Source organism: Actinosynnema sp. NPDC023794 (assembly GCF_040639675.1).
GTDB classification, from domain to species: Bacteria; Actinomycetota; Actinomycetes; order Mycobacteriales; family Pseudonocardiaceae; genus Actinosynnema; species Actinosynnema luteola.
In genome coordinates, this window is record NZ_JBFAFR010000025.1 from 48467 (window position 1) to 72464 (window position 23998).

Here is a 23998-nt window from a genome sequence, read left to right on the forward strand (position 1 = left end):
TACGAGCATTACAAATTCGGTTTCGGAAACGCGCACCCGGATGACAAGTCGGTCGGTCGGCCTGGACTGGCCGCGCCGGATTAATGCACTGTGCATTGTCCCTGTCGTATTTCCCGGGAGGTGTCGTCTTGCGAAAGATGTTCTCATTGTCGGCGGTTGCGGTCGTGGTGGCCGCCGCCGTCACGGGCCTCGCGCCCTCGGCGGCGGCCGACGACTCGTTCTACGTGCCGCCCAGCCCGCTGCCCGCGGGCGCGCCGGGCGACGTCATCCGGTTCCGCGCCTCGCGGGCAGGTGCGCTCGGCTCGACGGTGAACGCGTGGCAGGTCATGTACCGGTCGACCGACGCGCTGGGGCAGCCGAACGCGGTGACCGGCACGGTGCTCGTCCCCCGGTCCGCCGACCCGGCCGCGGCGCCGGTGGTGGCGTTCGCCGTGGGCACGCACGGCCCGGCGTTCAGGTGCGCGCCGTCGGAGATGGTGCGCATCGGCGCGCTCTACGAGCAGCCCGCGGTCGACGGCCTGCTGCGTGCGGGCTACGCGGTCGCCATCACCGACTACGAGGGCTACCGACCCGACCCGAAGACCACCTACGTGACCGGCCGGTCCGAGGGCCACGCGGTGATCGACGTGGTCCGGGCCGCGCAACGGCTGCCGGACGCCCGGCTGTCCCGCGACGCGAAGGTCGTGTTCCGGGGCTACTCGCAGGGCGGCGGCGCGGCGATGTGGGCGGGTCAGCTGCAGCCCGAGTACGCGCCGGAGCTGAACCTGGTCGGCGTGGTCGGCGGCGGCGTGCCCGCGGACCTCGTCCAGGTCGCCCTGCCGTTGGACGGTCGGAAGGGCTTCGGCCTGCTCGCGTACTCGTTGATCGGGCTGGACCACGCGTACCCGGAGCTGGACCTGGAGGACTACCTCAACGACGCGGGCCGCGCGGAGTTCGCCCGCATGGAACGGGAAGCGTGCACGTTGGAGCTGCTGGTCGACTACCAGGGCCGCAGGCTGTCCGACTACACGACGTCGAGCCCGGTGCTCACGCCGCCGTGGCTGGCGCGGGTGGCGGAGAACAAGCTCGGCGGCACGGCGATCCGCGTGCCGGTGCACGCCTACCACGCCACCGGGGACGACCTGGTGGACTTCACGCAGGCCAAGGCGTTGCGCGACGCCTACTGCGGGCTCGGCGTGCAGGTCGACTGGCAGACCTACGCCACGGACCACATCACCGCCGTGCACACGGGCAGCGCGGCGGCCCAGGCGTTCACCGCGGACCGGATCGCGGGCCGTCCGGCGACGTCCGACTGCTGATCCTCCCGCGAAGGCGCGGAGACCGCCGCGGTCGGGCGCGGCGGTCTCCAGTGCTGTCGGGGTCCGGCTGGTTACGCGGTCTTCGCGGTGAGCGTCAGGTCGATGGTGTTGTCCGGGCCCGCGGCGAAACCGCTGACGAGGTCGTTGAGCGGACCGCAGCCCGTCAGCGCCGGGATCGTGTACGTGCCCGCCAGCTTGCCGCCCTTGAGCGGGTCGAAGCCCGCTGCCGAGGTCAGGCCGATGTCCGCGGGCGTGGTGGTGCGGCAGTTCGGGTCGTTGCTGATCGGGATGCCGAACGCGGTGACCGACGGCAGCTTGATGGTGACCTTCGAACTCGACTTCACCGCGCCGGCGGTGAGCGTGCCGGTCGTCTTGCCCTCCGGCGCGAACTCGATCTTCGACTCCACCGGCACGAACCCGAACAGGCTGAACCTGCCCGAGGTCGGCGGCAGCACCAGGTCACCGGTGAAGGCGCCGGTGGCCAGGTCCAGGTCGGCGTTGAGGCTGCCCGGGCCGAGCACGACCGCGCCGCCCAACTTCTTGATCGTCGACGTGCCGTCCAGCGAGTAGGCGTACTTGATTCCGCCGGGAGGCCGGGTCGTCGTGGTCGTGGGCACCGTGGTGGTCGTAGTGGTGGTGGTGGTCGTGGTCGTGGTGGTCGTCGTGGTCGGGCCGCCGCCACCCGCCACGTCGAACCGGATCAGCGTCGGGTCCTGGCCGGGGTCCAGCACGCAGTCGGACGTGAACGTGCCGAGCCCGGTGTCCGTGCCGTCGGCCTTCTTCGGCGTCAACGTCGTGCTGTAGTTGCCGACCGTCACCGTCGTCGTGCCCGCCTTGGGGATCACCGCCGTCGGCACCGGACCGCTCGCGACCACGTCGAACGCGCCTTCCGCGGGCACCGGGGTCTTCGGCACGGTCAGGCCGGGGATCTTGATGTCGAGCTTGCTGCCGGCGTTGTCCAGCGTCACGCCCGCCTCGGCGGAGCCCTCCACCGTCGCCGCGCCGACCAGCGTCAGGCCCTGCGTCGCGGTCGGCGGCACGGTGACCGTCGCGGAGAAGTCCGTGGTCTTCAACTCGCCGCCGACCGACGTCGGCGCGTCGATGGTGGCCCGGATCCGGGTGGACAGCACCTGGTTGCCGATCAGCGGGAACGGGCAGGTGAACGTCAGCGTCTTGTCGACCTGGACGGGCGCCGCCGCGCCGGTGCCGACGCCGGCGAGCAGACCGGCCACGACGAGCCCGGACGTCACGCCCGCGCCCAGTGTTGTCTTCAACCTCACGGGTGATCCTTCCTCGAAATCTGCCGGAAATGTGCCGACTCGACGGAAGTTAATGAGGGGCGCGGACCAACGGCAAGAGTTGCCCGGAAAACCTTCGAAATCCGCTAAATAATGCGCCGGACATTGTGGCGGTGTCGATCGCGGCACTCACGTGGTGACAAGAACGCGGTGCCGCGCACTCGTGATCACGCGAATAACGCCGGTGCGCCTAGTCGTCTTCCCTGGCCTCGCCGCGGCGGCGCATGAAGGTGAACCCGGGGATGCCGAGGATCGCCTGCCGGACGTCGTTGGTGACCTCCAGCAGCTGGTGGATGTCCGGGCCGACGCGGTCCAGCGTGGCCAGGATCGGCAGCACGTCCTCGATCAGGTGCTTGGTCAGCACGGGCAGCTGGTCCACCAGCCGCACGGCGGCGTCCACCTCGTGGGGCGACAGGTCGTCCACGAACCGCTGCGCCAGCGGCTGCGCCTTCTGCGCGATGGGCGCGTAGCTGTCCAGCAGCTCGCGTGAGGTCCGGGCGGTGCGGCCGACGTCGGTCGTCACGTCCTCGGCCGTCGCGGTGACCGCTTTCGCCCGGCCGACCAGCGCCTCGGTCTCGGCCAGCACCCGTTCGGTGCGGGTGACCATCTCGTCGGCGCGGCGCACGACGGCCTCCGCCGCGCCGAGCAGGTCGAGCACGCGGCCCGGCACCGACACGGCGGTCTCGACGGTCGTCCGGGCCAGGCCGAACAGGGCGCGCGGGGTGAGCTCCATGCCGTCCACTCTGCCGCACTCGGACGTGCCCGGCCTCAGGGAGAACCCTGACCGGGCCGTCCTTGTCCGAGTCGTCCAGACCAATTACAGTGATCTGCGCCACCGCCTCGACCCTCCCCGCGGCCCGGGGAGTCGAAGGAGGCGCGCATGTCCAGAACGCTCCGAGCCCTGGTCGCAGCGGTGTTCGCCGGTGGTCTGCTGATGGTTCCGCCGGTCGCGCAGGCCCAGGTCGAACCCGGACCGTGGACCTCGTACTCGCCCACGTTCACCGTGCAGGAGCGGGGGTGCGGCGACGTCGCGGACCTGACATTCCGGCTCACGTGCGCCACCGCGAGCGGCGACCAGCGCGCCGAGCGGCGGTACGCCACCTACTCCGGGGGCACGCGCCAGTTCGAGGGGTCGTTCCGAGTCACCAGCCTCGGCGGCACCCGCGTCAGCCTGAAGCAGACGTTCAACGAGTCCGCGGCCGGCCCGTTCTTCATGCTGGCGGTGGAACGGGGCGGTCGGCTGTACGCGGTGCACGGCGGGGCGACGGTCGCCACGGGCGCGACCGTCGGCACGACCGTGCGGGTGAACACGGTGCACGTGGTGGGCGGTCAGCACCGGACGTACATCAACGGATCGCTGAAGCACACGTACGACGGCCCCGGTGGCAGCTTCTACGACAAGTTCGGCGCCTACCGCACCAACAGCGGCCAAGGCCCGGCGACGGTCGTGTGGAGCGGCATCCGGTTCTGGCGGAAGTGAGGCGTCTGGTCGCGGTGTCGGTGCTGCTCCTGGTCGCGTGTGGCCGGGAGCAGCACCCGACGCCCACCGCCACGTTGACCGCCACGTTGACTTCGCCGACGGACGTCTCGCTGGCGTGGGAGGCCGAACCCGGCGCGGCGGGGCAGGTCGTCGAGTACGCCAACGCGCCCGACGACGCCTACACGGTGCTGGAGTTCGTGCCGCCCACCCGGATGACGTACGAGCACCGGGACCTGATCCCCCAGATGCCGTTCTACTACCGGGTCCGGTCGTTCCACGGCCCGGTGTCGGCGTCCGTGGACGTGACGTTGCCGCCCGGCGACGAGGTGCCGCCGTCCGACAGTCACGACTGGGCCGCACCCCTCAGCGGTCCGAGCGGCGCGCGCCCGGTGCGTTCGGCCGACGCCGGCGCGGTCGACTTCCGGGCCGAGGTCAAGCACGCCAACGGGATCCTGTTCACGTGGACCGATCGCGCGGAGGGGGAGGAGGGGTACTTGCTGGAGGTCAGACCGGCCGGGGCGGCGGACTTCTCGGTGGCCGCGCGGCTCGACCCGGACGTGCGGTCGTTCGGGTTGATCACTCTGCCGACGGAGAAGACCGCCACTTACCGCGTACGTGCCTACTGCTACGGCGCGGCGTCCGACATCGCGCACCAGAAGACCGGAGGCGAGGTCTAGGCCAACGCGAGGTCGACGCCCGTCTCCACGTGGATGCGGGTCGAGTCGACCAGCGGCACGGTGCTGTCGGACTGGTCGACCAGCAACGTGATCTCGGTGCAGCCCAGGATCACCGCCTCCGCGCCGCGCTCGACCAGGCGTGCCATCACGTCCCGGTACGCGGCGCGCGACGCGGGCTCGACCCGGTTCTTGGTCAGCTCCTGGTAGATCACGTCGTGCACGAGCGTGCGGTCCGGTTCGTCCGGGACGACCAGCTCGATGCCGTGCGCGCGCATCCGGTCGCGGTAGAAGTCCTGCTCCATGGTGAACCGGGTGCCGAGCAGGCCCACCTCGCGGCAGGCGGACAGCCTCTGCGCCGTGGCGTCCACGATGTGCACGAACGGCACCTTGACGGCGTCCGTGATCGCGTCGGCGACCTTGTGCATGGTGTTGGTGCACAAGAGGACCAACTCGGCGCCCGCGCCTTCGAGCTTGCGGGCGGCCTCGGCCAGCAACTCGCCCGACCGCTCCCACTGCCCCGTCCGCTGCAACCGCTCGACCTCGGCGAAGTCGACGGTCAGCAGCAGGCTGGGCGCGCAGTGGTGGCCGCCGAGCCGGCGCCGCGTCTCCTCGTTGAGCAGCCGGTAGTACTCGGCGGACGATTCCCAGCTCATCCCGCCGATCAACCCGATGGTTCGCATGGCGACGATTGTGTCGGCACGCCGTTCACCGGACGGCATGAATAACGTTGTCGCTGGTCACGGGGTTGCGGCCTGCGGTACGTTGCCTCGATGGCGCACCTGAGCTACTCCTCGGGCACCTCCGACGTGCCGCTGCTGGGCGACACCATCGGCGTGAACTTCGACCGCACGGTGGCCGCGCACGCCGATCGGGACGCCCTGGTCGACCTCTCCACCGGCCGCCGGTGGACCTACCGCGAGCTGGCCGCCGAGGTCGACTCCGTCGCGGCCGGGCTGATGGCGGCGGGGGTCGGCGTCGGCGACCGCGTCGGCATCTGGTCGCCCAACCGGGCCGAGTGGGTGGTGGTCCAGTACGCGACCGCGCGCATCGGCGCGATCCTGGTCAACATCAACCCGTCGTACCGGGTGCACGAGCTGGAGTACGTGCTCAACCAGGCCGGCGTGCACACGCTCCTCGCCGCCGCGTCGTTCAAGACCTCCGACTACGCCGGGATGATCGCCGAAGTCCGGCCCCGCTGCGCCGCCCTGCGCCGGGTCGTGCTCTTCGACAGTCCGGAGTGGACGGAACTGCACGCGGACGCGTTGCCGCGGTGGCCGGAGCTGTCGGCGGACGACCCGATCAACATCCAGTACACCTCGGGGACCACGGGGTTCCCGAAGGGCGCGACCCTGTCGCACCACAACATCCTCAACAACGGTTTCTTCGTCGGCGAGCTGCTCGGGTACACCGAGGACGACCGGATCTGCGTGCCGGTCCCGTTCTACCACTGCTTCGGCATGGTCATGGGCAACCTCGCGGCCACCTCGCACGGCGCGTGCGTGGTGATACCCGCCCCCGCGTTCGAGCCCGCCGCCACGTTGCGGGCCGTGGCGGAGGAGCGGTGCACGTCCCTGTACGGCGTGCCGACGATGTTCATCGCCGAACTCGCCGACCCCGGCTTCGACTCCTACGACCTGTCGTCGCTGCGCACCGGGATCATGGCTGGCTCGCCGTGCCCGGTCGAGGTGATGAAGCAGGTCGTGGACCGGATGGGGATGCGCGAGGTGTCCATCTGCTACGGCATGACCGAGACCTCGCCGGTGTCCACGCAGACCCGCCGTGACGACTCGCTGGACCGCCGGGTGTCCACCGTCGGCCGGGTCGGGCCGCACCTGGAGGTCAAGGTCGTCGACCCGGACACCGGCCGCACCGTGCCGCGCGGCACGCCCGGCGAGCTGTGCACGCGCGGGTACTCGGTGATGCTCGGCTACTGGGAGCAGCCGGACAAGACGGTCGAGTCGATCGACGCCGCCCGGTGGATGCACACCGGCGACCTCGCGGTGATGGACGACGACGGGTACGTGAACATCACCGGCCGGATCAAGGACATGGTGATCCGCGGCGGCGAGAACCTGTACCCGCGCGAGATCGAGGAGTTCCTCTACACCCACCCCGACGTGCTCGACGCCCAGGTCGTCGGCGTGCCCGACGTGAAGTACGGCGAGGAGCTGATGGCGTGGGTGCGCCTGCGCCCCGGAGCGGAACCGCTGACCGCCGAGTCGCTGCGGTCGTTCTGCGCCGGCAAGCTCGCGCACCAGAAGATCCCCCGGTACGTGCACGTGGTGGACGAGTTCCCGATGACCGTCACCGGCAAGGTCCGCAAGGTCGAGATGCGCAACCAGGCCGTGCAGATCCTCGGCCTCGCCGACGCCGACGCGGTGCGGCACGCGTAGTGCCGGCTTACGACGTTCGCACCTCCTCTGCGAATTGGGTCCGGTACAGGTCTTCGTATCGCCCGCCCGCGGCGAGCAGCTCGGTGTGGGTGCCGCGTTCCACCACCCGACCGCCCTCCACTACGAGGATCAGGTCGGCCGCCCGGATCGTCGACAGCCGGTGCGCGATCACCACCGCGGTGCGCCCATGCAACGCCTCGCCCAACGCGGCCTGCACCGCGGCCTCCGAGGTGGAGTCCAGGTGCGCGGTGGCCTCGTCCAGGATCACCACGCGCGGCTTCGCCAGCAGCAGCCGGGCGATCGTCAGCCGCTGCCGCTCACCGCCGGACAACCGGTAGCCGCGTTCGCCGACCACGGTGTCCAGCCCGTCCGGCAGCGACGCCACCAGCTCGGCCAGCCGCGCCCGGCCCAGCACCTGCCACAGGTCGGCCTCGGTGGCCTGCGGCCGGGCCAGCAGCAGGTTCGACCGGATCGACTCGTGGAACAGGTGACCGTCCTGCGTCACCATGCCCAGCGCGTCGCGGACCGAGTCGGCCGTCAGGTCGCGCACGTCCACACCGGAGAGGCGCACCGTGCCCGAGTCCACGTCGTAGAGCCGGGGCAGCAGCGAGGCGATCGTCGACTTCCCCGCGCCCGACGAGCCGACCAACGCCACCACCTGGCCGGGCTCGGCCCGGAACGACACGTCGTGCAGCACCTCCTCTCCGCCGCGGTTGTCGAGCACCGCGACCTCTTCCAACGACGCCAGGGACACCTTGTCCGCCGACGGGTAGGCGAACCGGACGTTCTCGAACTCCACCGACACCGGACCGTCCGGCACCGGCCGCGCGTCGGGCTTCTCGGTGATCAACGGCTTCAGGTCGAGCACCTCGAAGACCCGCTCGAAGCTCACCAACGCGCTCATCACCTCGACGCGCGCGCTGGCCAGCGCCGTGAGCGGCGCGTACAACCTGGTCAACAGCAACGCCAGCGCCACCACCGACCCCGGGTCCAACTCGCCGCGCAGCGCGTAGAACCCGCCCAACCCGTACACCACGGCCAGCGCCAGTGCCGAGACCAGCGTCAGCGCGGTCAGGAACACGGTCTGCACCATGGCCGTGCGCACCCCGATGTCCCGCACCCGCCGCGCCCGCGTCGCGAACTCCTCCGACTCGTGCGCCGGCCTGCCGAACAGCTTCACCAGCGTCGCGCCCGGCGCCGAGAACCGCTCGGTCATCCGGGTGCCCATCGTGGCGTTGTGGTTGGCCGCCTCACGTTCCAGCCGCGCCAGCCGCGTCCCCATCCGCCGCGCCGGCACCACGAACACCGGCAGCAACACCAGCGCCAGCAGCGTGATCTGCCACGACAGGCTGATCATCACCGCCAGCGTCAGCGCCAGCGTGACCAGGTTGCCCGCCACGCTGGACAGGGTGTCGCTGAACGCGCGCTGCGCACCGATCACGTCGTTGTTGAGCCGGCTCACCAGCGCCCCGGTGCGGGTGCGGGTGAAGAACGCGATGGGCATCCGTTGCACGTGGTCGAAGACCGTGGTCCTCAGGTCGAGGATCAGGTCTTCGCCGATGCGCGCCGACAGCCACCGCGTCAACAGGCCCAACCCCGCCTCGACGATCGCGATGCCCGCGATCACGGCCGCGAGCACGAGCACCACCTCGTACGCCGAGCCGTTGACGATCGCGTCCACGATGCGGCCAGCGAGGACCGGCGTCACCACCGCCAGCACCGCCACGACCACGCTCAGGGCGAGGTACTGGGCCAGCCTCACCCGGTGCGGACGGGCGAACGCCCAGATCCGGCGGAACGTGGCGACGGAGAACGGCCGCTTGTCGTCCTGCGCGTTCGTCACGTGGTACAGCGACATCCAGGCGGTGGTCTCCATGTCCATGCCGGAAACGTAGGACCTGGAGTCAGGTGGAGGTCAAGCTCCGGGGCCGGTAGTCCGGCAACGACACCGTGTTCGCCAGCTTCTGCAGATCGCCGAACAGTCTCGCGCCGCCGGGGAGGTGCGGGACGACCCGCATCGTGAAGTCGCGCATGCGGATGAACATCCGCGACTTCGGCATCAGGCTGTCGACCCCGCCCAGCGCGAACTTCTGGCACCGCGTCACGTACTCGCGCATCACCTCCTCGTACCGTCTGAACGCCGTGACGTGGTCCGGCGCGGTGGCCAGCTCGCCCGCGAGGACGTACGCGCCGACCATGGCCATGCTCGTGCCGTTGCCCGCCATCGGCGACGCGCAGAACGCCGCGTCGCCCAGCAGTGCGACCCGACCGTCCGACCAGGTGTCCATCCGGATCTGGCAGAGCCGGTCGAAGTAGAAGTCGGGCGCCTCGCGCATGTCCGCGAGCAGCCGGGGCACCTCCCAGCCGTCGCCCGCGAACGTGGTGGCGATCAGCTCGCGCTGCCAGGCCGTGTCGCGCCGGTCGTGCGCCACCGGGGGCGAGGCGAACACGAACATCCCCTTGGCCCCGCCGTCCGGCGTGGGGTAGATGCCCGCGGTGCGGCCGGGCACGGTGTGCATCAGCTGCCGGCCGTCCAGGTCTTCCCGCTGGGTCGTGCCGAAGATGGAGATGTAGGCGCCGAGGTCGTGCGCGAACCGCGACTCGGGGCCGAACGCCAGCGACCGCACCTTGGAGTGCAGCCCGTCCGCGCCGACGACCAGGTCGAACGTCCGCGGCTCGCCGCGCTCGAAGGTGACCGCCACCCCGGCTCCGGTCTGGGTGAGCGAGGTGATGCCGTCGCCGAAGACGTACTCGACGCCGGTCGCGGTCGCCTCGTGGAGGATGCGGACCAGGTCGCCCCGCAGGATCTCCAGCTCGGCGATCACGCCGCCCGAGTCGCCCATCGCGTCGGACGCCATGGTGGCGGTGCGCTTGCCCTCGGCGTTCACGAACGCCATTCCTCGCGCGCCCGTGTGCGCCGCGCGCACTTGGTCGAGCACGCCCATCCGCTCGGCGACCTCGCGGGCCGTTCCGCGCAGGTCGACGGCCTGGCCGCCCGGTCGCGGCGCGGGTGCCCGCTCGACGACGGTCGGGGTGAAGCCGTGGTGGCGCAGCCAGTAGGCGAGCGCGGGGCCGGCGATGCTCGCGCCGGAGATCAATACGGTGTTCATGCGTACACCGTACATCAGTGTTATGCGTGGTCAATCACTCGATCGTGCACTAGTGCTGTAGGATCCGGTGCACTACCTTCGAGGAGGCGGGCGATGACTGACGCGATCTACCAGCGGATAGCGCGCGAGATCCGCGATTCGATCGAGTCGGGCGAGTTGCGACCGGGTGATCGGGTGCCGTCGACGCGCGAGATCACCGTGCGGTGGAACGTCGCGATGGCCACGGCGACCAAGGTGCTGGTCACCTTGCGCTCCGAGGGCTTCGTGCGTCCCGTGGCCGGGGTGGGCACGGTCGTGTCGCCGGAAGGTGGGGAACCTGTGCGACCGCGCGCGCAGGAGACCGATCTGACCGGCGAGCGGCTGGTCCTCGCGGCGGTCCGCCTGGCGGACGCGGAAGGGCTCGACGGGTTGTCGATGCGGCGGGTGGCGTCACGGCTGGGCGTGGCGACCATGTCGTTGTATCGGCACGTCGAGAACAAGGACGAACTGGTCCTTCGGATGATCGACCACGTGTTGCGGAAGGAGGAGTTGCCCGAGCCCGGTCCGGAGACCTGGCGGGAGCGGCTGGAGGTGAGTGCGAGGTTGCAGTGGAAGTTGTTCCAGGAACATGCGTGGCTGGCGCCGGCCATGTCCATGACCAGGCCGCAACTGTTGCCCAGCGCGCTCACGCACACCGAGTGGGTCCTGCGAGCGCTCGACGGGAAGGGGCTCAGCCTGGAGGAGATGATGCACGCCGCCGTGACGGTGTTCGGCTTCGTCCGGGGTGTCGCGGTGAACATCGAGCCGGAAGTCGAGCAGCGGCGCGACACCGGGATGACCGGGGACGAGTGGATGACCCAGCAGGCGCCGGCCCTGCTGGACATCGTCTCGGCCGGGCAGTTCCCGATGTTCAGCCGCGTGGTGGGCTCTGACCTGGACCTGGGGCTCGACACGCTCTTCGAATTCGGCCTCGCTCGAATGCTCGACGGGATCGGGGAATGGATCAGCGGTCGGTCGACGTTGACTGAGGGGAGGACTGGCATGTGAGCACTTGGGGAGGCACGAGGTGGCGCTGGACCCGGAGGATCTGTTCGAGGTCGACTCCGACGTCCCGGACCTGACCGGAGCGGTGTTGTTGCACCGCTTCGACGGCTTCATGGACGCCGGTGCGGCGGGCGCGACGCTGGTCGCACACCTGCTGGAGGTGCACGAACACCGGGTGGTCGCCCGGTTCGACATCGACGACCTGATCGACTACCGCGCTCGGCGGCCGACGATGATCTACGTCACCGACCGGTGGGAGTCCTACGACGCCCCCGAGTTGGTCGTGTACCTGATGCACGACGCGGTGGGCACGCCGTTCCTGCTGATGACCGGCCCCGAGCCGGATCGCCGGTGGGAGGCGGTGGTCGCGGCCGTGCGGTCCCTGATCGAGCGGTGGGGCTTGCGCCTCGCGGTCAGCTTCAACGGCATCCCGATGGGTGTGCCGCACACGCGCAAGCTGTCGGTGATCTCGCACGCGACCAGGCCGGAACTGGTGACGGAGGGCTCGCCGTTCAGCCGGGTGCAGGTGCCGGGCAACCTGTCGGCGCTGCTGGAGCTGCGGCTCGGGCAGAGCGGTCACGACGCCATGGGCTTCGCCGCCTACGTGCCGCACTACCTGGCGCAGGGCACCTATCCCGCCGCCGCGTTGAGCCTGCTCCAGGCGGTGACGAAGTCGACGGGCCTGGTCATCCAGGCGGCGGCCCTGAACGAGGCGGCCAAGCGGACGGACGCCGAGATCACCCGCCAGGTGTCGGAATCGGCCGAAGTCGCCCAGGTGGTCGAGGCGCTGGAACGGCAGTACGACGCCTTCACCGAGGCCTCTGACAACCTGCTCGTCGGCGACGACGAATCGCTGCCCAGCGCCGACGAACTGGGCGCCGAGTTCGAGCGCTTCCTGGCCGAACAACAACGCGACCACTAACCACCCCACACCGGCTGGCCGCACCCACACGCCCACCGCACCGCCGCCACCGGCCGACCCACCGCCGTGCCGCACCGCACACCGGCTCGCGGGATTTGCCGTGCTGCCACCGGCTGATCCGGCAGAACCCATCGGGCCGTCCTGCGGAGCTGTCGCGCCGCCATCGCAGCGACACCCCCAGGGCCGCGCCATGGGGCCGTCCCTGCGTGCGCCCGCGCCACGGTGCCCTCGTGCCATAGGACCGCGCCCGGTGTCGGGTGCCATCACGCCTCGTGCTGTTCGACCGACCCGCCCGGCCCCGGCTGGCTCGGCCGGCAGCACCACACCGGGTCTACTGCGAGCGGGTGCCGCAGCGGTGGCACGCCGTCCGACTGACCTGCCAGGCCCGCACCTCACCGGGCGTGCTGCGGAGTCGCACCACGTTCGGGAGCGGTGCTCGGGTGGTGCGGCCGTGGAGGCTGTGGAGTTGCGAGGTGGGGAGCAGCCAGCCGGTGCGGTTCGTGGATGATGATCGGCGTGTCTGACTCCTCCTCCTCCTCCTCGACGTCGTCCGATTCGTCATCGCAGCCGTCTCTGCCCCCGGCGTCACTGGCGGAGGTCCGCGCGCGTATCGATGTGATCGACTCGGAGCTGGTGCGCCTTCTGGCGCAACGGCAGGGTCTGGTGCGGGCGGCCGCGTCGTTCAAGTCGGATGACCAGGCGGTTCGTGCGCCGGACCGGGTCGCCGAGGTGATCGCGTCGGTGCGGGAGCGGGCGTCGGTGGCCGGGTTGGAGCCGGCGGTGGCGGAGGCTGTGTGGCGGGCGATGATCGGCGCGTTCATCGAGGTCGAGCTCGCGGAGCACGCGGCGACCCAGCACGCGACGAACACGCAGGGGTGACGCGGTCCGCAGGGGTGACAGCAGCCGGCGTTCGGCCCGGGGCCGGTGGGGACGGGTCAGAGGTACAGCTCGGCCAGTTGGCGGTACGAGTCGAGCATGGCGGCGCGGTCGTACGTGCTGGTGGTGACCAGGACCTCGTCGGCGGCGGTGCGGTGGAGCAGGCCGTCCAGGGCCTTGGCGACTTCCGACGGCGTGCCGTGGACGTGTCCTTGGAGCGACTGCTCGAACTGCCGGCGCTCACGGCTCGTCATGGCCTGGGCGAGGACGTCGTCCGGCGCGCTCAGGGGTGGGAACTCGCCTCGGGTGCGTGAGTGCGCCATCGCCCACGCCTCCGGCACGAGGAGTCGCCAGGCGTCCTCGGTGGTGTCGGCGACGGCGACCGTCGAGGAGATCACCACGTACGGGTCCTCGGCCCAGACCGACGGTTGGAACTCGGCGCGGTAGGTGGTGATGGCGTCGACCATGGCGTCTTCGCCTCGGAACGAGCCGATGACCAGTGGGACGCCGTGCGCCGCGGCCACACGCGCGCCGGCGCCGGTGGCCAGGACGAACGGTGACACGCGGAGGCCGTCGGCCGGGTAGCCGCGCACCGCCTGGTCGCCCGTGAAGTAGCCCAGCAGTTCGGTGAGCCTCGGGCCGAAGTCGGCGGCGTCCTCCTTGTCGTGGCCCAACGCCTTGCGGACCGCCTCGATGAAGCCGACCGACCGGCCGAGGCCCATGTCGATCCGGCCCGGGAACAGCGACTCCAGCACCCCGAACTGCTCGGCCACGACCAGTGGCTGGTGGTTGGGCAGCATCACGCCGCCGGTGCCGACCCTGATGCGGGACGTCGCCGCCGCAACGGCCGCCGCCAGCACCGTCGGCGCGGAACCGGCCACGCCCGGCACGCCGTGGTGCTCGGACACCCAGAAGCGGTGATAGCCGAGCTGTTCGGCCTGACGGGCGAACGCGACCGTGTCGCGCAACGCCTCAGGGTGGCCACTCCCGGCCCGCACCCGCGACCGGTCCAGCACGGAGAGCTTCACGACGAGGTCAACGGTGTCGATCACCACCGCATTCCGGTCGCGCTGCGTTCCGGATGGCGTCGAGTGGTGCGGCGGGGAACCTGGTACCGGTGGCAGGGCAGGGTTCGGCGCGGCATGAGCCGCGAGCCGGTCGGGGTCATCGCGGGCCACCCGCCCGAGCCGTCGGCACGGGCCAGGTCCTCGACCGCCACTACCCACGACGGCAGGTCCACCTCGCCGCCGCCGAGGGAGGCGGGCGCGAGCATCCGCGCCACGCCCGCCTCGGCCTGCGCCGCCGCGACCGCCGGGGAGAGTCGGCGGTCGCGGTCGGCCTTGGCGCTTCCGCCCTGATCAGGGTCCGCACGCCCCGATCACGCCGCGAGGGCTCACGCGACGGTCCACTTCTGGTTGGCGGTCCCGTAGCAGGTCCACAGCTGCAGCCGCGTACCGTTGGCGGAGCTGTTGTTCTGCGCGTCCAGGCACTTGTTCGCCTGGATGTTCACGATGTCGTTGGCACCGCTCACCGCCCACTTCTGCGCGCCGGTCCCGTTGCAGTCCCACAGCTGGACCAGCGTGCCGTCCGCCGTGCCGCCCGACGCCGCGTCCAGGCACTTGCCCAGCGCGCGGATCGTGCCGTCGCCCGGACGCGACCACTGCTGGGCCGCGGTGCCGTTGCAGTCCCACAACTGCACCGGCGTGCCGTTGGCGGGGTTCGCGCCGGCCACGTCCACGCACTTGCCGCCGACGCCGGTGATCCGGCCGCTCGCGGGCGGGTTGGAGTCCAACGTCGACACGCGCACGTAGTCGATCACGAACTGCTGCGGGAACGTGGTGGTGGCGTCCGGGTAGCCCGGCCACTCGCCGCCGACCGCCAGGTTCAGGATGATGAAGAACGGCTTGTTGAACACCCACTGGTTGCCGCCGACGTCGGCGGGCGTGCGGCGCTGGTAGACGTTGCCGTCCACGGACCACGCGATGCCGGTGGGCGACCACTCGATGGCGAAGGTGTGGAAGCCGTCGGCGAAGTTCGGCCCGTTGTGGGCCATGCCGATGCCACCCGCGCCGGAGTAGCCGGGACCGTGGATGGTGCCGTACACCGTGTCCAGGTCGTGGCCCAGGAACTCCATGATGTCGATCTCGCCGCTGCCCGGCCACGGGTTGCCGGAGTTGATGTCCTGGCCGAGCATCCAGAACGCGGGCCAGATGCCCTTGCCGCGCGGCATCTTCATCCGCGCCTCGACCTTGCCGTAGGTCGTGGTGAACTTGCCCGCGGTGTTGATCCGGGCCGACGTGTACTGGCACCGGCCGTACCAGCAGTTGTAGTTGCCCGGGTTCTCCTTGCGGGCGGTGATGACGAGGTTGCCCGCGCCGTCCATGGCCGCGTTGCTCGCCGACGTCGTGTAGTACTGGTGCTCGCGGTTGTTGCCGTTGTTGTCGCCGACCTCCGTGTTCCACTTGGAGGCGTCCGGCCGGGTGCCCGCCGGGCCGTTGAACTCCTCGGCGAAGGTCACCGCCATCGTGCCCACGTCGGCGGAGGCGTTCGTTGCCGGGGCGGCATGCGCGGCCGGCACGGCGAGCCCGCTGAAGGCGAGCACGACCGCGCTCACCACCACTCGTGTCCTCATCGACACTCCCTTCACTCTGGCGACGGCCGTCCACAAGTTACTGCATGACCTTGAATCAAGCCACGATGAAAGTACGGAGGCTTTACTGTCGGGTCATGCCGGGACACCCACCGGCCCGACGAGGAGGTCGACACCCGATGGCCATGCTGCGCAGCTACGTGTCAGGTCGCTGGCACACCCCGTCCGTCGAAGGAGCGCCGCTGCACGACGCGGTGACCGGTGAGGAGATCGCCCGGATCTCGTCGCAGGGCATCGACATGGCGGCGGCGCTCGACCACGGCAGGCGCGTCGGCGGACCGGCGCTGCGGGAGCTGACGTTCCACCAGCGCGCGGCCCTGCTCAAGGCCCTCGCCTCGAACCTGCGGGAGCACCGCGACGAGCTGTACGCCCTGTCCGCCCGATCGGGCGCCACCAGGACGGACTCGCTGATCGACGTGGACGGCGGCATCGGCGTGCTGTTCGGCTACGCGAGCAAGGCCAAGCGCGAGCTGCCCAACGACAAGGTCCACGTGGACGGCAACGTCGAGCCGCTGAGCAAGGGCGGCACGTTCGTCGGCCAGCACGTCGCGACCCCGCTGCGGGGCGTGGCCGTGCAGATCAACGCCTTCAACTTCCCGATGTGGGGCCCGCTGGAGAAGTTCGCGCCCGCGTTCATCGCCGGCGTGCCGTCGCTGATCAAGCCCGCCTCCCAGACGGCCTACATCACCGAGAAGCTGGTCGAGCTGATGCTGGCCTCGGGCCTGCTGCCGGAAGGCTCGCTGCAGCTCGTCACCGGCAGCGCGGGCGACCTGCTCGACCACCTCACCGGCCAGGACCTGGTCGGCTTCACCGGCTCCGCGTCCACCGCCCAGGTGCTGCGCACCCACCCGGCCGTGGTGCGCAACAGCGTGCGCTTCAACGCCGAGGCGGACTCGCTGAACTGCTCGATCCTCGGCCCGGACGCGGTCGAGGGCACGCCCGAGTTCGACCTGTTCGTCAAGCAGCTCGTCAGCGAGATGACGGTCAAGGCGGGCCAGAAGTGCACCGCGATCCGGCGCGCCCTGGTACCCGCCTCCCTCCTGGACGCCGTCGCCGACGCCGCCACCGCGCGCCTGGCGAAGGTCGTGATCGGCAACCCCGCGAACGAGAGCGTGCGGATGGGCGCGCTGGCCGGGCTGGAGCAGCGCGAGGAGGTCCGGCGGTCGCTGAAGGCGCTGCTGGAGGTCGGTGACGTCGTCTACGGCTCGCTGGACCGCGTGGACGTGGTGGACGCCGACGCCGAGCGCGGCGCGTTCCTGTCGCCGGTGCTGCTCAAGGCCGACCCCGACCACGCCCAGCCGCACGAGGTGGAGGCGTTCGGGCCGGTGTCGACGCTGATGGCCTACCGCGACGCCGAGCACGCGGTCGAGCTGGCCGCACGCGGCGCGGGCAGTCTGGTCGCCTCCGTCGTCACGCACGACGCCGACTTCGCGCGCGACGTGGTGCTGGGCGTGGCGCCGTGGCACGGCCGCGTCCTGGTGCTGGACCGCGACGACGCCAAGGAGTCCACCGGCCACGGTTCGCCGCTGCCGATGCTGGTGCACGGCGGTCCGGGCCGGGCGGGCGGCGGTGAGGAGATGGGCGGCATCCGGGGCGTGCTGCACCACATGCAGCGCACCGCGGTGCAGGCCGGCCCGAGGGTGCTGAGCGCCGTCACCGGGCGGTGGGTGACGGGCGCGCCGCGCACCGAGTCGGACGTGCACCCGTTCCGCAAGTCGTTGCGGGAGTTGAAGATCGGTGACACGGTGGTGGCCGGGCCGCGCGCGGTGACGTTGGCCGACATCGAGCACTTCGCGGAGTTCACCGGCGACACGTTCTACGCGCACATGGACGAGGAGGCCGCGGCGGCGAACCCGTTCTTCGGCGGTCGGGTCGCGCACGGGTACCTGGTGGTGTCGTTCGCGGCGGGCCTGTTCGTCTCGCCCGAGCCGGGTCCGGTGCTGGCCAACTACGGGCTGGAGAACCTGCGGTTCCTCACGCCGACGTTCCCCGGCGACGAGCTGACCGTGACCCTGACCGCGAAGCAGATCACGCCGCGTGAGGACCAGGACTACGGCGAGGTCCGCTGGGACGCCGACCTGGTCAACCAGAAGGGCGAGTCGGTGGCCAAGTACGACGTGCTCACGCTGGTCGCCAAGCAGTAGGCGGTTCCACCGAGTGGACGCGCGCCGATTTGATCGCCCGGCACGGGAACAACCGACGCGCTCCACCTGGTTGGCGCGAGAGGAGAACCGAGCAACACCCGATTTCGAGGAGCACCAGAGGTGTCTGAGACCTTTTCGCTGGGCGGGGACCTGACCGTCAACCGACTCGGCTACGGCGCGATGCGGCTCACCGGCGAGGGAATCTGGGGGTACCCGGCCGACCGCGACAACGCGATCGCGCTGCTGCGCCGGGTGGTCGAGCTGGGCGTCAACTTCATCGACACCGCGGATTCCTACGGCCCCCACGTCAACGAGGAGCTGATCCGGCAGGCCCTGCACCCGTACGCGGACGACCTGGTCATCGCGACCAAGGGCGGCCTGCTGCGCACCGGTCCGAACGAGTGGCCGATCCTCGGCAAGCCCGCCTACCTGCGGCAGGCCGTCGAGACCAGCCTGCGGCGGCTCGGCGTCGAGCGCATCGACCTCTACCAGCTGCACCGCGTCGACCCGGACTACCCGCTGGAGGACCAGGTCGGCGAGCTGCGCAAGCTGCAGGAGGAGGGCAAGATCCGGCACATCGGTCTGTCCGAGGTGGACGTCGCCCAGCTCGAGGCCGCACGGGCGGTCGCGCCGATCGCGAGCGTGCAGAACCTGTACAACCTGGCCAACCGCGGGCACGAGGCCGTGCTGGAGCGCGCCACCGAGCTGGGCATCGCGTTCATCCCGTGGTTCCCGGTGGCGACCGGTGAGCTGGCCCGTCCGGGCGGCGTGCTCGACTCGGCGGCCAAGGAGCACGGCGTCACGCCCGCGCAGCTCGCGCTGGCGTGGCTGCTGCGCAAGTCGCCCGTCGTGCTGCCCATCCCCGGCACGTCCTCGATCGCGCACCTGGAGGAGAACGTGGCGGCGGCGCGGATCGAGCTGACCGACGAGGAGTTCGAGAAGCTGTCCGCGCTCGCCTGAGCGACCGCTACGCCGGGTCGAGCGCCCGCCGTTCGACCCGGCGTCGCACGTCCTCGGGCAGGTCGTCGCCGGCCGCCAGCAGGTCCGGCAGCAACGCGGGTTCCAGGGTCAGGGCGCGGAACGCGAGCGCGATCGTGACGTCGTGGTCGGGCCGGTGCTCGATCGTGATCTCGTCACCCGCGGTGATCGTGCCGGGCTCCAGGACGCGGAAGTACGTGCCGGGAAGCCCGCGCCGAGTGAACGTTCTCACCCACCCGTGCTCCTCCATCACCCCGGCGAACGTCCGGCACGGCACCCGCGGGCTGGTCGCCTGGAGCAGCAGCCCGCCGATCCGCCACCGCTCGCCGATCCGCGCGCCGCACACGTCGACGCCCACCGTGGTCAGGTTCTCGCCGAACAGCCCGGGCCGCAGGTCGGCGCGACCCAACTCCACCGACCACGCGTCCAGGTCTTCCCGCGCGTAGGCGTAAACGGCCTGGTCGTCGCCACCGTGGTGACGGGAGTCGGAGATGTGGTCGCCGACGACGCCGCTGCCGGCCGGGCCGGGCGCGCGGACGTCCACGGGGCCGGGGGCCGGGCGCTTGCCGATACCGGTGTGGCCGACGTTGGCCTGGTCGAACTCGACGCGGGAGCCGATGTTGACGGAGAGCACGTGGGGCATGCCCACGACCGTAGCCGAGGCACTTTAGGGGTTCGCACCCCTTATCGGTCGCCGGTGGGGGAGGATGGCGTCGTTCACCGTCCGTGGGGGGAGACATGCGCAGGTCCGTCGTCGCGTTGGTGCTGGCCGGGGTGGCGCTGGCGGGCTGCGCGGAGCGGACAGCCCTGCCGACGCCGACCCTCGGCCCGGTGGTGGACGACAGCGCCACGCTGATCGCGAACCTGGTCGCCCGCGTCGACGAGCAGCGGTCCGTCCGGTTCGACGCCGAGACCACGATGACCGGGCTGCGCGTCACGCTGGACGGCGGCCTGCTGCGCGCCCGCGAGGGCCGGCTGGTGTCGTTGCGGCAGGACTCGTCCACCGACGTCGTCGTGCTGGCCGACGCCGGCTACTCCCGCACCGGCGGCGGCACGTGGACCAGGCTCGACCTGGCCGACCGCGCGCCCGTGCGGGCGGACACCACGGTCGCCGGCCTGGCCGACGAGGTGGACCCGGCCGCGGTGGTGCGGTCGCTGGCCGGCAGCCTGCTCGTGGAGAAGGGCGAGGAGCAGGTCGACGGCGTGTCGACGCGCCGGTACGCCCTGCTCGTCGACCTGCGGCTGCAGGCCGAGCGGACGCCCGACAGCTCGCGGCGCGCGCAGCTGCTGGCGGCCTACGAGTCGGGCTTCACCGCGTCCGCCACCGTGTGGGTGGGTCCGGGCGACCTGCCGGTGCGGGTGGAGCAGGTGCTGAAGACCTTGGAGGACAACGTCTTCCAGCGCACCGAGCACCGCTTCACCGACTGGAACGCCGACATCCGGGTCACCGCCCCGGTGCCCTAGCAGGTCCGCTTGGCCCGCTCGATGTCCGCGGTCAGGGCGGGCCGGCCGTCGACCTCGCTGTCGGGGTTCGGCACGATGCCGCCGGCGGCGACCTTGTCCAGGGTGGCGAGCCCGGCGGGCGTGATGCGGCCGAAGACGGTGTAGTTGGGCCGCAGCACGGAATCGGACGTGACCAGGAAGAACTGGCTGCCGTTGGTGTCCGGGCCGGCGTTGGCCATGGCCAGGGTGCCGCGCGGGTAGATGCGGCGCAGGCCCGTGGGGTCGTTCGGGGCGGGCGCGAGGTCGGTCGGCAGTTCGTCGGCGTACTTGTAGCCCGGACCGCCCTCACCGGTGTTGGACGGGTCGCCGCACTGCAGCACCTTCAACGTCGGGTAAGCCGTGAGCCGGTGGCACGTCGTGTCGTCGTAGAACTTCTTCCGCACGAGGTGCAGGAAGCTCTGGACGGTGCACGGCGCCTTCGCGCGGTCCAGCACGAGCGGCACGGGGCCCTGGTTGGTCTGCAGCAGCACCTCGGGGTGACCGCGGTCGGGCGTGTGCCGCGGGTCGGGCGGCAGCGGCACGGGCCGGGCGGCCGGCTCGTCCGGCGTCACCGCGTACGCGCACGGCCCACGAGTCGTGTCCGGCGCTCCGGCGTCCGGTGTCCCGGGGGAGGCCTGCGCCACCCCGCCGCCAAGAGCCATCATCAGCGCCACTGCCACCAGGATTCTCACCGCACCAGGTCTAACGGACCCGCACCCGCCTTGCTAGGGCCGGTCGGCGGGTCCGAGCGACGCGGCGAACGCGCTCAGCGACTCCCGGTCCGGCTGCGCGGTCTTCGTGATCAGGCTCGCCACGTGCTTCTCCACCGTGCGCGGCGAGATGTGCAGGCGGGTGGCGATGGCCTTGTTGCCCAGGCGGCCCGCCAGCAGCCGGAACACCTCGAACTCGCGCACGGTCACGCCCAGCGCCCGTAGCTCCCGCGGCACCTGGTCGGACCCGGTCCGCCGCTGCGGCACCGACGCGCCCACCTGCCGCAGCAGCCCGCGGCACGCGCTGGCCACGGCCGGCTGTCCGGCCTGGTGGAAGTACTCCTCGGCGCCGCGCAGCCAGCCGACCGGCTCGCCCCACCCGTCGGCCACCGCCGCCTCGGCCACCAGCCGCAGCCCCAGGTGGCGGGCCAGCGGGTGGACAGCCGCCGCCTCGCGGCCCGCGCGCACGGCCTGCGCCGCCTCCGCCTCCCTGCCGAGCCTGCCCAGCAGCACGGCCAGCGCGAACTGCGCGAAGCCCCGGTTCCAGCGCATCCGCGCCGCCGCCGACCGCGTCACCGCGCGGTAGCCCTCCAGGTCCAACGCGCCCGACACCGCGTCCAGCAGCAGCTTCAGCCCGTGCCTGCCGGACAGGTGGTACACGGTCGGCGTCTCGGCCTCGTACGCGATGGCGCGCGCCAGGTCGTGCCCGGCCGCCGTGCGGTCCTCCTCCAGCAACGCGCAGAACGCCCGCGCCAACCCGAAGCACAGCGGCCGTTCCTGCGAGCCGACCCCGCCGACCTCGTCGAACGCCTCGATCGCCGCGTCCATCTCGGTCCGCCTGCCCTGGTGCGCCGCCGCGGTCGCCCGCGCCATCAACCCGTACAGGGTCAGGTTGCGCAGCTGCAGCCGCCGCGTGTCCGCGATGACCCGGGTCAGCCGCTCCGCCGCGGCGTCGTACTGCCCGCGCAGCACGGCGTCCAGCCCGAGGATCGAGTCCACGTTGTAGGCCACGCTGATCGCGCCGATCCGCAACGCCTCGTCGCGCGCCTCGACCAGCTCCGCCGCGGTCCCCTCGGCCAGCCAGTCCAGCCCGGCCTGCCGGATCACCGCGTACACCCGCTGGATGGGCAGCCCGTGCTCCTCGGCCAGCGCACGCGCGCGGCTGAAGCACTCGGCCGCCTCGTCCAGGTCGCGTTCGCGCGCCAGCACGCCGAGCAGCTGCCACGTCTCGCAGCCGACCTCCGGCAGCGGCACCCGCTTCGCCGCGTCGGCCGCCCGCCTGGCCAGGAACTCGGCGGACTCGATGCGGTCCGGCGCCTCCAGGTTCAACGTCACGAACGCGGCCACGGCGTCGAGCCGCGCGGTGTGCTCGTCGGTCGCGTCCGCGCCGAGCAGGGCGCGTGCCGTCTCCACGTGCGCCATGCCTTCGGTCCACCGGCCCGCGGTGTTGGCCACCTGCGCCAGCTTGGCGTGCAGCTCGGCCCGCCGCACCCGGCCCAACCCGGCGGCGCTCAGCTCGGCCACCGCGTCGACCAGCGCGAACGCCCGCTCGAACTGGCCCGCCTCGGCGAGCGCGGGCAGCAGCGAGTCCAGCACGTCGGCGCGGATCGCCACGTCGACCTCGCTGGCCAGCAGCCGGTGCGCGTGGTCGAGCAGCCGCACCGCCGACCCGGCCGCGCCGTCGGCCAGCGCCCGCCGCCCCGCCTCGGCCAGCAACGCGCCCGCCTCGGCGGTCTGCCCGGCGTCCAGCCGCAGCGACGCCACCAGCGCGCACCACTCGCCGGGCAGGTCGGGGTGCAGCTCCCGCACGGCGTCGGCGGTCCGCCGGGCCAGCTCGGCGCGGTGCGGCGGCGGCATCTGCGCCAGCAGCGCCTCGGCGGTCAACGGGTGCCGGAACGCGTACCAGTCGGGCACCGGCTCGTCCGGCGTGACGAGCTGCGCGGCCACGCCCGCGTGCAGGTGCGACAGCAGGGCGCGGTCGTCCATTCCGGTCACCCGCCGCAGCACCGACAGCGGGAACCGGTGGCCGAGCACGGCGGCCACCGACAGCACCTCGCGACCCTGCGGCCCCAGCCGGTCGGTGCGGTGCGCGATCGACCGGACCAGCGCGGACGGCACGTCGATGCGCAGTTCGCCGAGCACCTGCCAGCCGCCCGGCCCGCGCACGAGCAGGCCGCCGTTCACCAGGCCGTGCAGCATCTCCTCGACCACGAACGGGTTGCCCGCGCTGTCGGCCCACAGCCGTTGCACGACCTCGGCGGGCACCTCGTGGTCCTCCGCCTCCAGGCACAGCCCCACCATCCGGCGCACCTGCCGCTCGTCCAGGCGGCGCAACTCCATCAGCACGCCCGCCTGCCGCTGCGCCGCCAGGCGGACCACGTCCAGCGTGGGGCCGGGGTCGGCGCGCGTGGTCACCAGGAGCGCGGCGGGCGCTTGGTCGAGGTTGTCCACCAGGTAGTCGACGACGGCCAGCGTCTCGGCGTCCGCGTCGTGCAGGTCCTCCAGCACCAGCAGGCACGGCTGCGTGCGGCCGACCACGGCCAGCAGCCGCAGCACGGCCTCGGCGAGCACCAGCACCGACTGCGCGGGTCGTTGCTCCTCCGCGCCGCCCGCCTCCGGGCTCCACTCCGGAGCCAACCGGCCGAGCGCGGGCTGGTACGGGCCCAGTTCGCGCAGGTTGAGGCCGTCCCCGGCGCGCAGCAGCGACATCAGGGCCTCGGCCAGCGGCCGGAACGGCACGATCGGCCCGATCGTGCTGCCGCGACCGCGCAGCACCCGCATGCCGCGGTCGAAGGCGGCGCCGGCGGCGAAGCGCGCCAGCCGGGTCTTCCCGATGCCCGGCTCGCCGACGAGGAACACGGCGCGGCCCCGGTGGGCGCCCGCGTCGGCCAGCACGCGGTCGAGCACGTGGAGTTCTTCGTCGCGGCCGACCACGACCGGCGCGCGGGTGTGCATGC

The 23998-nt window shown here is 71.7% G+C and carries 20 protein-coding genes and 1 pseudogene; 10 read left to right on the top strand and 11 right to left on the bottom strand.

The window, feature by feature from the left end:
- Positions 1-137 precede the first annotated feature (137 nt).
- Positions 138-1298: a lipase family protein gene (locus AB0H12_RS34075; RefSeq protein ID WP_499628567.1), complete on the top strand. Its 1161-nt coding sequence runs from the start codon at positions 138-140 to the stop codon at positions 1296-1298.
- 71 nt (positions 1299-1369) lie between these two features.
- Here the strand turns inward: AB0H12_RS34075 and AB0H12_RS34080 are convergent, their stop codons facing one another.
- The gene (locus AB0H12_RS34080) at positions 1370-2578 is read right to left on the bottom strand and encodes a DUF6801 domain-containing protein (RefSeq protein WP_499628516.1); all 1209 of its coding nucleotides are present in this window, start codon (positions 2576-2578) and stop codon (positions 1370-1372) included.
- A gap of 208 nt (positions 2579-2786) precedes the next feature.
- Positions 2787-3329 (bottom strand): hypothetical protein, encoded by a 543-nt coding sequence (locus AB0H12_RS34085; RefSeq protein ID WP_499628517.1) that lies wholly within the window; start codon positions 3327-3329, stop codon positions 2787-2789.
- A 147-nt stretch (positions 3330-3476) separates the two neighbouring features.
- Between AB0H12_RS34085 and AB0H12_RS34090 the strand changes: the two genes are divergently transcribed.
- Both AB0H12_RS34090 and AB0H12_RS34095 read left to right on the top strand, forming a co-directional pair.
- Positions 3477-4076: a polysaccharide lyase family protein gene (locus AB0H12_RS34090; RefSeq protein ID WP_499628518.1), complete on the top strand. Its 600-nt coding sequence runs from the start codon at positions 3477-3479 to the stop codon at positions 4074-4076.
- Positions 4073-4753, top strand: coding sequence for a fibronectin type III domain-containing protein (locus AB0H12_RS34095; RefSeq protein ID WP_499628519.1), 681 nt, complete (start codon positions 4073-4075; stop codon positions 4751-4753). Before AB0H12_RS34090 ends, AB0H12_RS34095 begins: the two co-directional genes overlap by 4 nt.
- On the opposite strand, the gene AB0H12_RS34100 is transcribed toward AB0H12_RS34095, so the two are convergent.
- Positions 4750-5433 (bottom strand): aspartate/glutamate racemase family protein, encoded by a 684-nt coding sequence (locus tag AB0H12_RS34100; RefSeq protein WP_499628520.1) that lies wholly within the window; start codon positions 5431-5433, stop codon positions 4750-4752. The genes AB0H12_RS34095 and AB0H12_RS34100 overlap by 4 nt on opposite strands.
- Positions 5434-5523: 90 nt before the next feature.
- Here AB0H12_RS34100 and AB0H12_RS34105 point away from each other — a divergent pair, with 90 nt between their 5' ends.
- The gene (locus tag AB0H12_RS34105) at positions 5524-7146 is read left to right on the top strand and encodes an AMP-binding protein (RefSeq protein WP_499628521.1); all 1623 of its coding nucleotides are present in this window, start codon (positions 5524-5526) and stop codon (positions 7144-7146) included.
- A gap of 7 nt (positions 7147-7153) precedes the next feature.
- Here AB0H12_RS34105 and AB0H12_RS34110 read toward each other — a convergent pair whose 3' ends face one another.
- Both AB0H12_RS34110 and AB0H12_RS34115 read right to left on the bottom strand, forming a co-directional pair.
- On the bottom strand, positions 7154-9004 hold the full coding sequence (locus AB0H12_RS34110) for an ABC transporter ATP-binding protein (protein WP_499628568.1): 1851 nt from the start codon (positions 9002-9004) through the stop codon (positions 7154-7156).
- Positions 9005-9050: 46 nt separating this feature from the next.
- Positions 9051-10256: an FAD-dependent monooxygenase gene (locus AB0H12_RS34115; RefSeq protein ID WP_499628522.1), complete on the bottom strand. Its 1206-nt coding sequence runs from the start codon at positions 10254-10256 to the stop codon at positions 9051-9053.
- Positions 10257-10349: 93 nt separating this feature from the next.
- Here AB0H12_RS34115 and AB0H12_RS34120 point away from each other — a divergent pair, with 93 nt between their 5' ends.
- The 3 genes from AB0H12_RS34120 to AB0H12_RS34130 all read left to right on the top strand — a co-directional run bounded on the left by AB0H12_RS34120 (position 10350) and on the right by AB0H12_RS34130 (position 13080).
- Positions 10350-11282: a TetR/AcrR family transcriptional regulator C-terminal domain-containing protein gene (locus AB0H12_RS34120; RefSeq protein ID WP_499628523.1), complete on the top strand. Its 933-nt coding sequence runs from the start codon at positions 10350-10352 to the stop codon at positions 11280-11282.
- 19 nt (positions 11283-11301) lie between these two features.
- Positions 11302-12201, top strand: a complete 900-nt coding sequence (locus tag AB0H12_RS34125; RefSeq protein ID WP_499628569.1) for a proteasome assembly chaperone family protein — start codon at positions 11302-11304, stop codon at positions 12199-12201.
- A 504-nt stretch (positions 12202-12705) separates the two neighbouring features.
- Positions 12706-13080, top strand: a complete 375-nt coding sequence (locus AB0H12_RS34130; RefSeq protein ID WP_499628524.1) for a chorismate mutase — start codon at positions 12706-12708, stop codon at positions 13078-13080.
- Between the two features lie 56 nt (positions 13081-13136).
- On the opposite strand, the gene AB0H12_RS34135 is transcribed toward AB0H12_RS34130, so the two are convergent.
- The 3 genes and pseudogenes from AB0H12_RS34135 to AB0H12_RS34145 all read right to left on the bottom strand — a co-directional run bounded on the left by AB0H12_RS34135 (position 13137) and on the right by AB0H12_RS34145 (position 15709).
- The gene (locus AB0H12_RS34135; RefSeq protein WP_499628525.1) at positions 13137-14129 is read right to left on the bottom strand and encodes an LLM class flavin-dependent oxidoreductase; all 993 of its coding nucleotides are present in this window, start codon (positions 14127-14129) and stop codon (positions 13137-13139) included.
- A pseudogene (locus tag AB0H12_RS34140) lies at positions 14126-14410 on the bottom strand (hypothetical protein); the annotation flags it as partial. The pseudogene AB0H12_RS34140 and the gene AB0H12_RS34135, both read right to left, overlap by 4 nt.
- A 60-nt stretch (positions 14411-14470) precedes the next feature.
- Complete coding sequence (locus tag AB0H12_RS34145) at positions 14471-15709, bottom strand: family 16 glycosylhydrolase (RefSeq protein WP_499628526.1); 1239 nt, start codon at positions 15707-15709, stop codon at positions 14471-14473.
- Positions 15710-15846: 137 nt separating this feature from the next.
- Between AB0H12_RS34145 and paaZ the strand changes: the two genes are divergently transcribed.
- Both paaZ and AB0H12_RS34155 read left to right on the top strand, forming a co-directional pair.
- Positions 15847-17871, top strand: a complete 2025-nt coding sequence (gene paaZ / locus AB0H12_RS34150; protein ID WP_499628527.1) for a phenylacetic acid degradation bifunctional protein PaaZ — start codon at positions 15847-15849, stop codon at positions 17869-17871.
- Between the two features lie 120 nt (positions 17872-17991).
- On the top strand, positions 17992-18831 hold the full coding sequence (locus AB0H12_RS34155; RefSeq protein WP_499628528.1) for an aldo/keto reductase: 840 nt from the start codon (positions 17992-17994) through the stop codon (positions 18829-18831).
- 7 nt (positions 18832-18838) lie between these two features.
- Here the strand turns inward: AB0H12_RS34155 and AB0H12_RS34160 are convergent, their stop codons facing one another.
- The gene (locus AB0H12_RS34160) at positions 18839-19492 is read right to left on the bottom strand and encodes an MOSC domain-containing protein (protein WP_499628529.1); all 654 of its coding nucleotides are present in this window, start codon (positions 19490-19492) and stop codon (positions 18839-18841) included.
- A gap of 95 nt (positions 19493-19587) precedes the next feature.
- Between AB0H12_RS34160 and AB0H12_RS34165 the strand changes: the two genes are divergently transcribed.
- Positions 19588-20313, top strand: a complete 726-nt coding sequence (locus tag AB0H12_RS34165) for an SCO4651 family lipoprotein (protein ID WP_499628530.1) — start codon at positions 19588-19590, stop codon at positions 20311-20313.
- Here the strand turns inward: AB0H12_RS34165 and AB0H12_RS34170 are convergent.
- Both AB0H12_RS34170 and AB0H12_RS34175 read right to left on the bottom strand, forming a co-directional pair.
- On the bottom strand, positions 20310-20996 hold the full coding sequence (locus AB0H12_RS34170) for a peptidylprolyl isomerase (RefSeq protein WP_499628570.1): 687 nt from the start codon (positions 20994-20996) through the stop codon (positions 20310-20312). The genes AB0H12_RS34165 and AB0H12_RS34170 overlap by 4 nt on opposite strands.
- Positions 20997-21056: 60 nt before the next feature.
- Positions 21057-23996, bottom strand: a complete 2940-nt coding sequence (locus tag AB0H12_RS34175; RefSeq protein WP_499628531.1) for a helix-turn-helix transcriptional regulator — start codon at positions 23994-23996, stop codon at positions 21057-21059.
- Positions 23997-23998 lie beyond the last annotated feature (2 nt).

Bases quoted from the DNA above. Each gene is read 5' to 3' on its own strand.
- AB0H12_RS34075 (WP_499628567.1), top strand. From the start codon at position 138: ATGTTCTCATTGTCGGCGGTTGCGGTCGTGGTGGCCGCCGCCGTCACG.
- AB0H12_RS34085 (WP_499628517.1), bottom strand. From the start codon at position 3,329: ATGGAGCTCACCCCGCGCGCCCTGTTCGGCCTGGCCCGGACGACCGTC.
- AB0H12_RS34090 (WP_499628518.1), top strand. From the start codon at position 3,477: ATGTCCAGAACGCTCCGAGCCCTGGTCGCAGCGGTGTTCGCCGGTGGT.
- AB0H12_RS34100 (WP_499628520.1), bottom strand. From the start codon at position 5,433: ATGCGAACCATCGGGTTGATCGGCGGGATGAGCTGGGAATCGTCCGCC.
- AB0H12_RS34105 (WP_499628521.1), top strand. From the start codon at position 5,524: ATGGCGCACCTGAGCTACTCCTCGGGCACCTCCGACGTGCCGCTGCTG.
- AB0H12_RS34110 (WP_499628568.1), bottom strand. From the start codon at position 9,004: ATGTCGCTGTACCACGTGACGAACGCGCAGGACGACAAGCGGCCGTTC.
- AB0H12_RS34115 (WP_499628522.1), bottom strand. From the start codon at position 10,256: ATGAACACCGTATTGATCTCCGGCGCGAGCATCGCCGGCCCCGCGCTC.
- AB0H12_RS34120 (WP_499628523.1), top strand. From the start codon at position 10,350: ATGACTGACGCGATCTACCAGCGGATAGCGCGCGAGATCCGCGATTCG.
- AB0H12_RS34130 (WP_499628524.1), top strand. From the start codon at position 12,706: ATGATGATCGGCGTGTCTGACTCCTCCTCCTCCTCCTCGACGTCGTCC.
- AB0H12_RS34145 (WP_499628526.1), bottom strand. From the start codon at position 15,709: ATGAGGACACGAGTGGTGGTGAGCGCGGTCGTGCTCGCCTTCAGCGGG.
- paaZ (WP_499628527.1), top strand. From the start codon at position 15,847: ATGGCCATGCTGCGCAGCTACGTGTCAGGTCGCTGGCACACCCCGTCC.
- AB0H12_RS34160 (WP_499628529.1), bottom strand. From the start codon at position 19,492: ATGCCCCACGTGCTCTCCGTCAACATCGGCTCCCGCGTCGAGTTCGAC.
- AB0H12_RS34165 (WP_499628530.1), top strand. From the start codon at position 19,588: ATGCGCAGGTCCGTCGTCGCGTTGGTGCTGGCCGGGGTGGCGCTGGCG.
- AB0H12_RS34170 (WP_499628570.1), bottom strand. From the start codon at position 20,996: ATGATGGCTCTTGGCGGCGGGGTGGCGCAGGCCTCCCCCGGGACACCG.
- AB0H12_RS34175 (WP_499628531.1), bottom strand. From the start codon at position 23,996: ATGCACACCCGCGCGCCGGTCGTGGTCGGCCGCGACGAAGAACTCCAC.